Here is a 13,369-nt window from a genome sequence, read left to right as displayed (position 1 = left end):
TTTGTCGCCGCCGCGCAGGAGCAAAGGCGTTGCTGCGCTCTGACAGATCACCTCCCTGTCAGGGCGCGGCAACGCGGGTCAACTAAGCGGGTCAACTACGCGTGCCAGCAACGCTGGCCGAAAGCGCCTCGGTGCTCCTTCAGGGTCTTCAGCAGAATTCAGGCTTGGCACCTAGAATGCATAGCATCTGGCAATCAAATTTAGAAATCCCATAAGTTATTGACATGTTGGCGCAACGCACCATTCAATCCGTCAACCGCGCTGTCGGCGTGGGTCTGCACAGCAGTGAGCGGGTGGAACTGACCCTGCGCCCCGCCCCGCCCGATACGGGCATCGTGTTCACTCGTACCGATCTGAGCGAGCCGGTCGAAATTCCGCTGAGTCCGTTTGCCGTGGTGGATACGCGCATGGCGACCACCCTGGGGCGCGACGACGTGAAGATCCACACCGTTGAGCATTTGCTGTCGGCCTGCTCCGGTCTGGGGATCGACAATCTGTATATTGACGTCACGGCGGAAGAAATCCCCATACTCGACGGCTCAGCGTCTTCGTTCGTCTATTTGCTGCAATCGGCAGGCATCGCGCTGCAAAACGCACCGAAAAGATTCATACGCGTACGCAAGCCCGTTGAATTTCGGCTCGGGCAAGGCAGCGACCAGAAATGGGCGCGACTGGAGCCCTACGACGGCTTCAAGCTGAGTTTCGACATCGATTTCGACCACCCTGCCGTCAATCAGACCGCGCAGTCCACGGTGTTCGAGCTGGGGCGCGACTCGTACGTGAAAGACATCGCCCGCGCTCGCACCTTCGGCTTCATGCGCGATGTCGAAACCCTGCGCAGCAATGGGCTGGCGCTGGGCGGCAGCATGGAAAACGCCATCGTCATGGACGAATACCGCGTGCTCAACCAAGAGGGCCTGCGCTTCGACGATGAGTTCGTCAAACACAAGACGCTCGACGCCATCGGCGATCTGTATGTGGCGGGCAAGGCGCTGATCGGGGCGTACAGCGCCTTTCGCAGCGGCCACATGGTCAACAACCTGCTGCTGCGCGAACTCTTTGCCGATGAATCCAGCTACGAGATCGTCAGCTTCGAAGACGCCGCCCGCGCCCCTGCGGCTTTTCGCGCCGTTCCCACCTTCGCTTTTTGACCGTTCGAAGGCCCTAGTCGGCCTGCTCCAGCAGTTGACGCAATCTTGCCTTGACCGCATCCGGGCATGAGGGCGGCTGGGTCGCTGCCGGGGCCGTTTGCGGCCCACGCTCTGCCCGTGGCTGTACCCGGATGCGCATGTCGCGCAGGGCAAAGCCGCGGTCTTGCAAGTGCCGCAGCAGGGTCGGCTTGAACTGACTGAGCTTGGCAGCCACCGAGCTCGAACTGGCGGTCAGGCTCCACACCCCGTCCTGCCAGCGCCCCGCCTGCACGCCGTCCAGCAAAGCCGGGGGTAGCAAGGGACGGGCGGATTGCCACATCTGGTGCGAAAGCGTGGCCGCATCGCGCAGCGCGGCTATGGGCGGAGAAACGCGCGCCCAGGCCGATAGCGATGCGGCGCCTTTTTGGATAAAAGGCGCAGGCGACACGGTGGCGGATGGACGTTGGGTGGGCATGGGAAGATGGAACAGACTGGAAATCCTGGAGTCCACCCCCATTGTGCCAGGGTGCGGACGGTAAAAACGCACGCATACAATGAAATGTTCTCGGAAAACTAGGCGGGTGTCAGCCGCTTCGGTCTTCCCTCAAAACCAAACTCAAAGACTGCGGGCCTGGAGTCCGCCTTCCCATGCCAGTCAAATTCCTCACCAGTCTGTTCGGTAGCCGCAACGAACGTTTGCTGCGCCAGTACCGGCGCGTGGTCGAGCGCATCAACGCCCTGGAACCGCAATTCGAAAGACTCAGCGACGATGAACTCAAGGCCAAGACCGCCGAGTTTCGCCAGCAAGTCGCAAATGGCCGCAGTCTCGACGATCTGCTGCCAGAGGCCTTTGCCGTGGTGCGCGAAGGAGGCAAGCGGGCGTTGAAAATGCGGCACTTCGATGTGCAGATGATCGGCGGCATGGCGCTTCACAACGGCAAGATCGCCGAAATGCGTACCGGCGAGGGCAAGACCCTGGTGGGCACGCTGCCGGTTTATCTCAATGCGCTTTCAGGCAAGGGCGTGCATGTGGTCACGGTGAACGACTATCTGGCCCGGCGCGATGCCGAGTGGATGAGCCGCCTCTACACCTTCCTCGGTTTGAGCGTGGGCATCAACCTGCCCAATATGACCAAGCCAGAGAAGCAGGCGGCCTACGCTGCCGATGTGACCTACGGCACCAACAACGAGTACGGTTTCGATTACCTGCGCGACAACATGGTGTACGAGCCGGCCGAGCGGGTGCAGCGCGGGCTGAACTATGCGCTAATCGACGAGGTCGACTCCATTCTGATCGACGAGGCGCGCACGCCGCTGATCATTTCTGGTCAGGCTGACGACAACACCGATCTTTACAAGAAGATCAACGTCATCGTCCCGCGGCTGGAGCGTCAGATCGGCGAGGAAGACCCGATCACCGGCAAAGGTGTGGAGAAACCCGGCGATTTCACCGTCGATGAGAAAGCGCATCAGGTGTTCCTCACCGAGTCGGGCCACGAAAAGACCGAGGCCATCCTCACCGAAATGGGGCTGATTCCCCCGGGCACCACGCTGTACGACGCGGCCAACATCGCGCTAATGCACCATGTGTATGCGGCGCTGCGCGCCAATCACCTCTACCACCGCGACCAGCATTATGTGGTGCAGAACGGCGAGGTCATCATCGTCGATGAGTTCACCGGCCGCATCATGGCGGGCCGCCGCTGGTCCGACGGGCTGCATCAGGCGGTGGAAGCCAAGGAAGGCGTGGACATCCAGAGCGAGAACCAGACGCTGGCCTCGATCACCTTCCAGAATTATTTCCGCATGTACGCCAAGCTCGGCGGCATGACAGGCACCGCCGATACCGAAGCCTTCGAGTTTCAGGAAATCTACAAGCTCGAGACCGTGGTCATCCCGACCAACAAGCCCATCCGCCGCAAGGATGCGCAGGACAAGGTGTACAAAACCGCGCACGAGCGCGATCTGGCCGTGGTCGAAGACATCCGCGACTGCCACGAGCGCGGCCAGCCGGTGTTGGTGGGCACCACCTCCATCGAGAGCAGCGAAAAACTCTCGATGCTGCTGCAGCAGAAAAAGCTGCCGCATCAGGTGCTCAACGCCAAGCAGCACGCGCGCGAAGCCGAGATCGTGGCGCAGGCCGGACGCCCGGGCATGATCACCATCGCCACCAATATGGCCGGTCGGGGCACCGACATCGTGCTCGGCGGCAATGTGGAAAAACAGTGCGAGATCATCGAGGCCGACCCCAATCTGTCGGACGAGGAAAAAGCCGCCAAGGTGCACACCCTCAAGAGCGAATGGCAATCGCTGCACGACCAGGTGATTGCCGCAGGCGGTCTGCACATCATCGGCACCGAGCGGCATGAAAGCCGCCGGATCGACAACCAGCTACGCGGTCGTTCCGGGCGGCAAGGCGACCCCGGCTCCACCCGCTTTTACCTCTCGCTCGATGACGCGCTGATGCGCATTTTTGCCGGCGACCGCGTCAAGGCCATCATGGAACGGCTGAAAATGCCCGAGGGCGAAGCCATCGAAGCCGGCATGGTGACGCGCTCGATCGAGAGCGCGCAGCGCAAGGTCGAGGCGCGCAACTTCGACATTCGCAAGCAACTGCTCGAATACGACGACGTGTCCAACGAGCAGCGCAAGATCATCTATCAGCAGCGCAATGAACTGCTCGACTCCACCGAGGTCAGCGAGCAGATCACCTCACTGCGCCAGGGCGCCTTCTCCGATCTGGTGCGCGCCTATGTGCCCGAGCAGAGCATGGAAGAGCAGTGGGATATTCCCGGCCTCGAAAAAGTGCTGCGCGATGAATGGCAGATCGAGCTGCCGCTCAAAGAGTGGCTGGAGTCTGACGAGAACATGACCGATGAGGACGTGCTCGAGCGCGTGCTCGAAGCCGCCGACACCGCTTACTCCACCAAGGTCGATCTGGTCGGACGCGACAACTTCGCCCAGTTCGAGCGCGTGGTGCTGTTGCAGACCCTCGACCAGCAATGGCGCGAGCATCTGTCGTCGCTCGATCATTTGCGCCAGGGCATCCACCTGCGCGGCTATGCGCAAAAGCAGCCCAAGCAGGAATACAAGCGCGAGGCGTTCGAGCTGTTTGGCATGATGCTCGATTCGGTGAAGTCCGAAGTCACCCGCGTGCTGATGACCGTGCAGGTGCAAAGCCCGGAGCAGGCCGAACAAGCCGCCGAGAACATGGAGCAGCAGGCGCAGCGCATCCACATCAACTTCCAGCATGCCGATGCGACATCCGGCATTTCCGTGCTCGACAGCACCGAGGCGGCGCTGGCCGGCATGGCCGTCGCAGGCGGCGCCGCCGCTGCATCGCTGTCGGAAAATCCTTACCCCAAGGTCGGTCGCAACGACCCCTGCCCTTGCGGCAGCGGCAAGAAATACAAGCATTGCCACGGCAAGCTGAGTTGAACTTGGCTGCAGGGCCCGTCGGGCCTACAGCCCTTCCTGAATGGCATCACGTTGTGGAGAGTCTGTCATGGCGGTGAATCTTCAAGTCCCTGATCCAAGTCGCCTGCACGCCGTTGAGGGCGTTTTGCTGGGTGTCGCCGAGGCGCAGATCCGCAAGCCGGGGCGCAAGGATGTCACCGTCATCCAGATCGCACCCGGCGCCAGCGTGGCGGGAGTGTTCACCCAGAACCGGTTTTGCGCCGCGCCGGTGCAGGTGTGCCGCGAGCATCTGCAAAGCACGGGCGGGCAGGACGTGCGCGCCCTTGTCATCAACACCGGCTGCGCCAATGCCGGAACCGGCGCTCAGGGTCTGGCCGATGCGCGGCAGACCTGCGTGGAACTGGCGGGCCTGCTTGGTGTGCAGCCCGAGCAGGTGCTGCCGTTTTCCACCGGCGTGATTCTGGAGCCGCTGCCCATGCAGCGCCTGCTTGGCGGTCTGCCCGCCGCGATGGCCGCAGCGCGCAGCGAAGGTTGGCTCGATGCCGCTGCCGCGATCATGACCACCGACACCTTGCCCAAGGCGGCGAGCACGCAGGTGGTGATTGACGGCGTCACCGTGACGCTCACCGGCATCAGCAAAGGCGCGGGCATGATCCGCCCGAATATGGCGACCATGCTCGGCTTCATCGCCACGGATTGCGCAGTCGCGCCCGAAGTGCTGCAGCAGCTCACCCGCGCCGCGGCGGACGAGTCGTTCAACAGCATCACCATCGATGGCGATACCTCGACCAACGATTCCCTCGTCGTCGTCGCCACGGGCAAGACAGATCTGGCGAAAATCACCCACGCGGACAGCCCGCAGGCGCAGGCCTTGCAGGCCGCGCTCACCGCGCTAGCGCAGCAACTCGCCCAGGCCATCGTGCGCGACGGCGAAGGCGCCACCAAGTTCATCAGCGTGCGGGTCGAAGGCGCACGCAGCCGCGACGAGGCGCGCTTGGTGGCTTATGCCGTGGCGCATTCGCCTTTGGTGAAAACCGCGTTCTTCGCCAGCGACCCGAATCTGGGCCGCATTCTGGCGGCAGTGGGCTACGCCGGGGTGACCGATCTCGACGTGGAGGGCGTCGATCTCTATCTCGACGACGTGCATGTCGCCACGCGCGGCGGCCGCCACCCCGCTTACCGCGAGGAAGAGGGCCAACGCGTGATGAAACAGGCCGAGATCACCGTGCGCATCGCCTTGGGCCGCGGCGCGGCGGCGGCGACGGTGTGGACCTGCGATCTGTCGCACGACTATGTGTCCATCAATGCCGATTACCGCTCCTGAAACCCATGCCGACCCAAACCGGAACCCGCCGCAAGACGGCCCGCACCCAAGCCCGCGTTGAAGTGGATGCCTCTCGTGCCGATGCGCCAATGTCCATTGATCTGAGCGGCCAGCTTGCCGCGCTGTTTCAACGAGCCCATGGCCTGCTCGATCGGCTGGAAACGCTGCTGCCCACACCGTTATCCGGGCCCGATTGGGCGGCGTCGGTCGCCTTTCGCTGGATCAGCAAGGGCGGGCGCAAGCAGTTGGTGCCCGTGCATAAGCTCTCGCCCATCACTTACGACGATCTGATCGGCATCGAAGATCAACGCCGCAAGGTCGAGCGCAATACCCGCCAGTTCGTGCAGGGCAAGCCGGCCAACAATGTGCTCATCACCGGCTCGCGCGGCACCGGCAAATCGTCCCTGGTCAAGGCCAGTCTGAACAAATTCGCGCGCCAAGGGCTGCGTCTCATCGAGGTGGACAAGGCCGATCTGGTCGATCTGCCCGAACTCACCGACCTGCTCGCGGATCGTCCCGAGCGTTTCATCGTGTTCAGCGACGATCTGTCGTTCGAGGAAGGCGAGCCGGGCTACAAGGCGCTCAAGTCGGTGCTCGACGGCTCGGTCAGCGCGACTGCCGACAACGTGCTGATCTACGCCACCTCCAACCGACGGCATCTCATGCCCGAGTATCTGCAGGAGAACCTGAGTTACAAGCATCTCGAGAATGGCGAGATCCACCCCGGCGAAGTGGTGGAAGAAAAAATTTCCCTGTCCGAGCGCTTCGGGCTCTGGGTTAGTTTCTATCCCTACAGTCAAGACGACTATCTGCGCATCGCCGAGCATTGGTTGCGCGCCTTCGGCGTGGCCGACAAGCAGATGGACAAGGCCTTGCAGGAGTCGCTGGTCTGGGCGTTGGAGCGCGGCTCGAGGTCTGGCCGCGTGGCCTGGCAGTTCGCCCGCGACTGGGCGGGGCGCGGCGGGAAGTGAATCCGTCCCCGGCACAGCACACGCCGGTTGCGGTGGCGGTCGGGCTGATGGTGCGCGCAGACGGCGCCTTTCTCATGGCTTCGCGCCCCGAGGGCAAGCCCTATGCGGGTTACTGGGAGTTTCCAGGGGGCAAGCTGGAAGTCGGCGAATCGTTGCAGGACGCGCTGGCCCGGGAGTTTGAAGAAGAACTGGGGGTGCGGGTGCGGCAGGCCCAGTTCTGGCGCAGCCTGCGCGTGGACTATCCCCATGCCCTGGTCGATCTGCAGTTCTGTCGCATCACCGCGTGGGACGGCGAACCGCAGGGCCGCGAGGGCCAGCAACTATCGTGGCAAACACTGCCGGTCACGCTCAGCCCGGTGCTGCCCGGCGCGTTGCCGGTGTTGGAGTGGCTGGCGCAGGAGCGGGGCTGAACGCTGCGCACGGCTCGGTGCGCGCTCAGTGAAGTCTCAGTGGGGCTGGCCCCGGTTCTGAAGATTGCTGCGTTCGAGTTCTTGTTCGAGCGCGTCTATATCAGCGGCGTCGGGTTTGGTCGGCACGCGATAGCTCTCGCTGGCCCAGGCGCCGAAATCAATCGACTTGCAGCGCTCGCTGCAAAACGGTCGCCAGGGATTGCTCAGGCTGTAAACGGTGGGTGTGCCGCATTGCGGGCACCGCACCTTGGGACGCGAGGTAGGAGAAGAATCTGAGTCCATGGCAAGTTTCAAGGCCAATCAAGGACGATCAAGGACAAAGAGTCATGTCGAAAGGCACTTCATCCGTGCTGGGCGTGATGCGCCAATCGGCGTCAGGTTGCATGAAGCGCACCGACACCATCAGCCGGTGGCCGGTGATTTCCGGGATCAGGCCCAGAGCGCCGTCGATGCGCAGTCGCAGCAGTTGATACGTCTTGCCGGAGAGTTGCTGCTGGTAGGCGCCATTGACGGCCTGGATCTTGCGCGTACTGCCGGAGTCGCGCAGCAGACGCAACAGGAGTTCGATGCTGCTGGCCAGCGGTGCAAAGGACTGCAGCCATTGCGCCAGATTGCTCTGGCGCTGCTGTTGCGGCAAATGCTGCCAGGCGTAATAGGCGGGCAGGTCGAATTCACAGGTGCCGCCGGGAATGCCCGCCCGGCTGCGGATCGCCATGAGCCATTCGTTGTCCTGCAGGCTCTGGCCCACGCGGCCGTGCTGCTGACCGAGCGCCTGGTAGGCCTGATCGAGTTCGCCGAGCACGGCATCGAGCGCGGACTCGGCCACCGCCGGGTTGCCGCGATAGCCGATGAAGGTCTGCCGATGGCGTTCGAGTTCTTTGAGGATTTCAGACTTGAGATCCTGGCGGCTTGCGACATCCATGATCTCGAACAGGGTGACCAGCGCGAAATGGTGATGCTCCGGCAGGGCGCTTTGCTGCAACACATCGGCTCGGCGGAACAGGTGTTCCAGCCTGAGCAGGGTGCGCACGCGTTCGTGCAAGGGGTATTCGTACAGAATCACGGACCGATCCAGTGGGGTGCCGCAAGGGCTCAAGACCCTGTGCGAGAGATATTGGTTTTGTCGTCAGCGGGTGTTGCGGCGGCTGACCGCATTGTCCTGCAAGCCGCGACCGAACTCAATTTTTGTGCACAAGTTGCAAATACTGCGCATGCAGCAAGTCGACCTGATCGCTCAGGCTCTGCAGATCGCCGCTGTTGTCGATCACATCGTCAGCCACCGCCAGACGCTGCGCCCGCGTGGCCTGTGCCGCAAGAATGGCGTTGATGGTGGCAACATCCAGCCCCGAGCGCGCTTGCACCCGCGCGACCTGCATCTCGACGGGGCAATCGACCACGCAAAGGCGGTCGGTCTGCGGCCGCCAGCGCGCCAGATTTTCAACCAGCAGGGGCACGACGAAAACGACATAAGCGCCTTTCCGTTGAAAGGCGGCCTCGCGCATGGCCGCGCCGATGCGAGGGTGCAGGATGGATTCGAGCCGCGCGCGAGCTTGTGGGTCGCCAAACACCCGTTGGCGCATGGCGGCGCGGTCGAGCGCGCCGCTGGCATCGCAGATTTGTTCGCCGAAGGCCTCGATAAGCGCTGGCATGGCCGCGCCCCCGGCGGCGGTGAGCTGGTGGGCCAGCACGTCAGCGTCGACTATGGCGGCCCCGAGGGCGGCAAGTCGATCGGCCGCTGCCGATTTCCCCGAGCCGATGCCGCCCGTTAGGCCAATGCGCAGGCGGGGCGCCCGGTTCATGCCCCGGAGGCAGGAAGCAGCAGGGCCACCAGGGTGTTCGGCCCGATCAGCAGCAACAAAATGCCGGCGGCGGCGAGAAAGGGCCCGAAAGGAATCGGGCGGCCGCGCTCCGTCAGTTTGAGCAACTGCAAGGCGATGCCGATCACCGCGCCGCAAATGCTGGACAGCAAAATGATGGGCAGCAGCGCGGCAACGCCAAACCAGGCGCCGAGTGCAGCCAGCAGCTTGAAGTCGCCAAAGCCCATGCCCTCCTTGCCGGTCAACAGCTTGAAACCTTGGTAGACCGTCCAGAGCGCGAGGTAGCCGACAGCCGCACCCCACACCGCGCTGGAAAGCTGCTCCGGGTGCAGCCAGGCGTGCCACAGCAACCCGAGCCACAACAGGGGCAGGGTGATGCTGTCGGGCAGCAGCGTGGTGTCGAAATCGATCAAGGCCAGGGTGATCAGCGCCCAGAGCAGGACGATGTAGGCCAGGCTGTCCCCGCTCGCACCCCAGCGCACGACCACCGCCGCAGTCAGCAGTGCCGTGATGAGTTCGACCAGCGGATAACGCGGCGAAATCGTCGCGTGGCAACTCGAGCAACGCCCGCGGAGGAACAGATAGCTGAGCACCGGAATGTTCTCCCACCACAGGATCTGATGACCGCAGGACGGACAGCGCGAACGCGGTGCAATGAGATCGAAGCGCTCGGCAGCCTGGGTTTGAGCGTCCGGATGAAGTGTGGCGTGGGCGTCGGCCTGCCACTGTCGCTCCATCATCACCGGCAGACGGTAGATGACCACGTTCAGAAAGCTGCCCACCGCCAGGCCGAACAGCCCGGCGGCCACGATCCAGAACGTCAGCGGCAGCGCGCCGAAATCGGGCATCAACCGACCACCTTGCCGAGGTTGAAAATCGGCAGGTACATCGCCACCACCAGCCCACCGATGATCACGCCAAGGAACACGATGATGATCGGCTCCAGCAGGGCCGAGAGGTTTTTCACTAGCTCGTCCACCTCGGCCTCATAGATGTCGGCCGCCTTGCTCAGCATCGAATCGAGCGAGCCCGACTCCTCACCGATGGAGGTGAGCTGAATGACCAGCGGCGGAAACACCCCCTGCGTCTGCATCGACGTCGTCAGGCTGGTGCCGGTGGAAACATCTTGCTGGATTTTTTCCGTGGCGCGCAGATAAACGATATTGCCGGCCGCGCCCCCGACGGCATCGAGCGCTTCGACCAGCGGCACTCCGGCGCCGAACATCGTGGCCAGGGTGCGGGTCCAGCGGGCCAATGCGCCCAGACGCACCAGTTTGCCGAAGACCGGCACGCGCAGCAGCAGCCGATCCATGGTCTCCTGCATTTTGATGGACTTTTTCCACGACTGCAGAAAGAAGTAGCCGCCCAGAAAAATCGTGCCGAAAAGGATGTACCAGTAGTGCACGAAAAAGTTGGACATGGCCACCACCATCAGCGTGGGGGCGGGCAGGCTCGCGCCGAACTGCGAGAACACCTCGGTGAACACCGGTACGACGAACAGCATGATGATGGACACCACCACGAAGGCCACGACCATCACCGCAATCGGGTAGGTGAGCGCGCTCTTGATCTTGCTGCGGATGGCCAGCGACTTTTCCTGATAGGTGGCCAGGCGGTCGAGCACCAATTCGAGCATACCGGCCGTCTCGCCTGCTTCGACCAGGTTGCAATACAGCGCGTCGAAGTATTTGGGATGTTTGCGAAAGGCGTTGGACAAACTGGTGCCGGTTTCCACATCGCCGCGGATGTCCATGATCAGCCGGGCCATGTTGGGGTTGGGATGGCCGCGACCCACGATGTCGAACGATTGCAGCAGGGGAACCCCTGCCTTGATCATGGTGGACATCTGGCGGGTGAAGGTGGAAATGTCCTTGGCCTTGATCGCCTTGCCGCTGGTCAGGCGACGCTTCTTCACCTTGGTGACCAGGATGCCCTGGCGCCGCAGCGACGCGGAGACGATGGCCTCGCTGCCCGCGCGCAACTCACCGCGCTGCAGCTTGCCTTGTCGGTCTTTCCCTTCCCACTCGAATAGCGCTTCCTTCGCCGTTCGCGCTGCCGCTGTAGCCATGGTGCTTCCCCCGTTTACTCGTTGGACACGGCGATGATTTCTTCCAGGGATGTGACCCCCTGTTTCACCTTGATCAGCCCGGACTCCCGCAGAGAACGCACGCCTTCCTTGCGTGCTTGCTGGGCGATGTCCATGGCTGTGCCGTGATTAAGGATGATGCGTTGTATTTCTTCAGTGATCGGCATGACCTGATAGATGCCGACACGCCCCTTGTAGCCGGTGCCGCCGCAAGCGTTGCACTTTCCCGCCTTGTAGGGCTTCCAGCTACCGTCCAGGTCTTCTTCGCGAAATCCGGCCTCCAGCAGCGTTTGTGCGGGCAGGTCGACCGGGGTCTTGCACTGGGTGCAAAGCTTGCGCGCCAGTCGCTGCGCGGTGATGAGAATGACGCTGGACGCAATGTTGAACGCGGGAACACCCATATTCATCAGGCGGGTCAGCGTGGTGGGGGCGTCATTGGTGTGCACCGTGGAGAGCACCAAGTGGCCGGTTTGCGCGGCCTTGATCGAAATGTCGGCGGTTTCCAGATCGCGGATCTCGCCCACCATGATGATGTCGGGATCCTGGCGCAGGAAGGCGCGCAGCGCATTGGCGAAGTTCAGCCCGGCCTTTTCGTTGACGTTGACCTGGTTGATGCCGGGCAAATTGATTTCAGCCGGATCTTCGGCAGTCGAAATATTCACTCCCGGCTGATTCAGGATGTTCAGGCAGGAATAGAGCGACACGGTTTTGCCGCTGCCGGTCGGGCCTGTCACCAGAATCATGCCGTAGGGGCGATGGATCGCGCGAAGCAGCTTTTCCCGTTCCTCCGGCTCGTAGCCCAGCGCGTCGATGCCCAGCTTGGCCGAGGAAGAGTCCAGAATCCGCATCACAATTTTTTCGCCGTACAGCGTGGGCAGGGTGCTTACCCGAAAATCGATCGATTTTTCCGGGCTGATGCGCAGCTTCATGCGCCCGTCCTGCGGCACGCGGCGCTCGGCGATGTCCAGCTTGGAAATGACCTTGATGCGCGAAGCGAGCTTTTCTTTGATCGAGGCCGGGGGTTGCGCGATTTCCCGTAGCTCGCCGTCCACGCGAAAGCGGATGCGATAAAAATGCTCGAAGGGCTCGAAATGCAGGTCGGAAGCGCGCATATTGATCGCGTCGATCAGCATTTTTTGCAGGAACCTGACCACCGGCGCGTCATCGACTTCGGCAGTCTGCTCCTTGGTGTCGGATGCTTCGCTGCCGTCGCTGAGATCGCCCAGATCGAAATCTTCGCCAACCAGGGCGGAGATCTGCGAACTGGCCGATTGACCGGCCTGGTCGATGATGCGCGTGAGCTTGTCGTATTCGACGACGACCAGCTCGATCTGAGCCTGCGATTGAAACTTGATTTTGTCTCCACCAGACGGTTGCCGCGCTTGAGCAGAGGCAAAACCTTGTAGCTCTGAATGATCTTCGAGTCGATGGCCCCCGTCGCCAGACGGGTCGGGTCGTAGGCATCGAGGTCCAGCAGCGGCAATGAAAATGTTCTGCTGACCCAGTGCGCCAGATCGGGCGCATTCATCGACCCACTGCCGATCAGCGTGGCAATGAAGCTTGTACGCGTTTCCTGCCCACGCTGGTGGATCTGCTCGACCAGGGTCCGCGGCAGCAGTTCGGCCTGCACCAAGGCGTGCGCCAAGCCTGGCAAGGTCTTGGAAGGCGGCGAAGCGGATGCGGCGATCGAAGTGGCGGACATGATGCTGCAGAGAATAGGCCGCCCATAATGCGTGCGGTCGGGATGTTTTGTAAATCCTTCACGCTGCTCGCGGCATCGTGGTGGCGTGAAAAATCCACAGTTTAAAGGGGTAACGGCACGAATTTGAGGATCTTGAACGGTGTGGGCCGCAGTGGAAACGAAAACAGCGGCCAATGTGAAACGACGGTGGTCGTCTGCGAATTGGCCCTGAGCGCCAGACCGGCTCAATGCCCAGGGCGGACTCAGTAGAATTGAATTCAAGCACCGCTGTTCGGTTTTGTGCGCGAGGTCCCGGGAAACCTCCAAACGCCGCGCAAAAAAACTACGAAAACAAGTCAAAGCGCGGATTGCAGGGCGCTGTATTTCGCCTGCAAAGCCGTCGAGGCAGCGCGTGCTGCTGCTTGCCCGGATGGCGAAATTGGTAGACGCAGCGGACTTAAAATCCGCCGCTTTCCTGAAAAGGGGCGTGCGGGTTCGATTCCCGCTCCGGGCACCAACCAGCAATGACGACT

11 protein-coding genes, 1 tRNA gene and 1 pseudogene are annotated in these 13,369 nt (G+C 62.3%); 6 read left to right on the top strand and 7 right to left on the bottom strand.

Going from position 1 to position 13,369, the window contains the following annotated elements; translation table 11 throughout:
* Positions 1-224: 224 nt before the first annotated feature.
* The gene (gene lpxC, locus ABT24_RS01275; protein ID WP_276729044.1) at positions 225-1,151 is read left to right on the top strand and encodes a UDP-3-O-acyl-N-acetylglucosamine deacetylase; all 927 of its coding nucleotides are present in this window, start codon (positions 225-227) and stop codon (positions 1,149-1,151) included.
* A 13-nt stretch (positions 1,152-1,164) separates the two neighbouring features.
* Here the strand turns inward: lpxC and ABT24_RS01270 are convergent, their stop codons facing one another.
* Positions 1,165-1,605, bottom strand: coding sequence for a DciA family protein (locus tag ABT24_RS01270; protein WP_276729047.1), 441 nt, complete (start codon positions 1,603-1,605; stop codon positions 1,165-1,167).
* Positions 1,606-1,778: 173 nt separating this feature from the next.
* Between ABT24_RS01270 and secA the strand changes: the two genes are divergently transcribed.
* The 4 genes from secA (at position 1,779) to ABT24_RS01250 (ending at position 7,252) form a co-directional block, all read left to right on the top strand.
* Entirely contained in the window at positions 1,779-4,568 is a 2,790-nt protein-coding gene (gene secA, locus ABT24_RS01265) for a preprotein translocase subunit SecA (RefSeq protein WP_013104542.1), read from the top strand.
* Positions 4,569-4,635: 67 nt separating this feature from the next.
* Positions 4,636-5,871, top strand: a complete 1,236-nt coding sequence (gene argJ, locus ABT24_RS01260) for a bifunctional glutamate N-acetyltransferase/amino-acid acetyltransferase ArgJ (protein WP_276729051.1) — start codon at positions 4,636-4,638, stop codon at positions 5,869-5,871.
* A gap of 89 nt (positions 5,872-5,960) precedes the next feature.
* The gene (locus ABT24_RS01255; RefSeq protein ID WP_276729178.1) at positions 5,961-6,842 is read left to right on the top strand and encodes an ATP-binding protein; all 882 of its coding nucleotides are present in this window, start codon (positions 5,961-5,963) and stop codon (positions 6,840-6,842) included.
* Positions 6,839-7,252 (top strand): NUDIX domain-containing protein, encoded by a 414-nt coding sequence (locus ABT24_RS01250; protein WP_276729052.1) that lies wholly within the window; start codon positions 6,839-6,841, stop codon positions 7,250-7,252. The genes ABT24_RS01255 and ABT24_RS01250 overlap by 4 nt, the downstream gene beginning before the upstream one ends.
* Before the next feature lie 36 nt (positions 7,253-7,288).
* On the opposite strand, the gene ABT24_RS01245 is transcribed toward ABT24_RS01250, so the two are convergent.
* From ABT24_RS01245 to pilB, 6 genes and pseudogenes are all read right to left on the bottom strand, one after another.
* Positions 7,289-7,534 (bottom strand): DNA gyrase inhibitor YacG, encoded by a 246-nt coding sequence (locus tag ABT24_RS01245; RefSeq protein WP_276729054.1) that lies wholly within the window; start codon positions 7,532-7,534, stop codon positions 7,289-7,291.
* A 28-nt stretch (positions 7,535-7,562) separates the two neighbouring features.
* The gene (gene zapD / locus ABT24_RS01240; RefSeq protein ID WP_013104547.1) at positions 7,563-8,315 is read right to left on the bottom strand and encodes a cell division protein ZapD; all 753 of its coding nucleotides are present in this window, start codon (positions 8,313-8,315) and stop codon (positions 7,563-7,565) included.
* 115 nt (positions 8,316-8,430) lie between these two features.
* On the bottom strand, positions 8,431-9,051 hold the full coding sequence (gene coaE / locus ABT24_RS01235; RefSeq protein ID WP_276729057.1) for a dephospho-CoA kinase: 621 nt from the start codon (positions 9,049-9,051) through the stop codon (positions 8,431-8,433).
* Positions 9,048-9,917 carry a prepilin peptidase gene (locus ABT24_RS01230; protein ID WP_276729060.1) on the bottom strand — a complete coding sequence of 290 codons (870 nt, stop codon included), beginning with the start codon at positions 9,915-9,917 and terminating at the stop codon, positions 9,048-9,050. Before ABT24_RS01230 ends, coaE begins: the two co-directional genes overlap by 4 nt.
* Entirely contained in the window at positions 9,917-11,137 is a 1,221-nt protein-coding gene (locus ABT24_RS01225; protein ID WP_276729063.1) for a type II secretion system F family protein, read from the bottom strand. The genes ABT24_RS01230 and ABT24_RS01225 overlap by 1 nt, the downstream gene beginning before the upstream one ends.
* Positions 11,138-11,151: 14 nt before the next feature.
* Positions 11,152-12,857 (bottom strand): annotated as a pseudogene (gene pilB / locus ABT24_RS01220) (type IV-A pilus assembly ATPase PilB).
* A 403-nt stretch (positions 12,858-13,260) separates the two neighbouring features.
* Between pilB and ABT24_RS01215 the strand changes: the two are divergent.
* A tRNA-Leu gene (locus ABT24_RS01215) sits at positions 13,261-13,353 on the top strand.
* Positions 13,354-13,369: the final 16 nt, after the last annotated feature.

It is taken from the genome of Thiomonas sp. SCN 64-16, from assembly GCF_001725585.1.
GTDB lineage: Bacteria > Pseudomonadota > Gammaproteobacteria > Burkholderiales > Burkholderiaceae_C > Thiomonas > Thiomonas arsenitoxydans.
The sequence above is the reverse complement of the archived record's forward strand: the minus strand, read 5'-3'. Positions and strand labels throughout refer to the sequence as shown.

Coding starts and splice junctions, on each gene's coding strand:
- lpxC (WP_276729044.1), top strand. CDS start 225: ATGTTGGCGCAACGCACCATTCAATCCGTCAACCGCGCTGTCGGCGTG.
- ABT24_RS01270 (WP_276729047.1), bottom strand. CDS start 1,605: ATGCCCACCCAACGTCCATCCGCCACCGTGTCGCCTGCGCCTTTTATC.
- secA (WP_013104542.1), top strand. CDS start 1,779: ATGCCAGTCAAATTCCTCACCAGTCTGTTCGGTAGCCGCAACGAACGT.
- argJ (WP_276729051.1), top strand. CDS start 4,636: ATGGCGGTGAATCTTCAAGTCCCTGATCCAAGTCGCCTGCACGCCGTT.
- ABT24_RS01255 (WP_276729178.1), top strand. CDS start 5,961: ATGTCCATTGATCTGAGCGGCCAGCTTGCCGCGCTGTTTCAACGAGCC.
- ABT24_RS01245 (WP_276729054.1), bottom strand. CDS start 7,534: ATGGACTCAGATTCTTCTCCTACCTCGCGTCCCAAGGTGCGGTGCCCG.
- coaE (WP_276729057.1), bottom strand. CDS start 9,051: ATGAACCGGGCGCCCCGCCTGCGCATTGGCCTAACGGGCGGCATCGGC.
- ABT24_RS01230 (WP_276729060.1), bottom strand. CDS start 9,917: ATGCCCGATTTCGGCGCGCTGCCGCTGACGTTCTGGATCGTGGCCGCC.
- ABT24_RS01225 (WP_276729063.1), bottom strand. CDS start 11,137: ATGGCTACAGCGGCAGCGCGAACGGCGAAGGAAGCGCTATTCGAGTGG.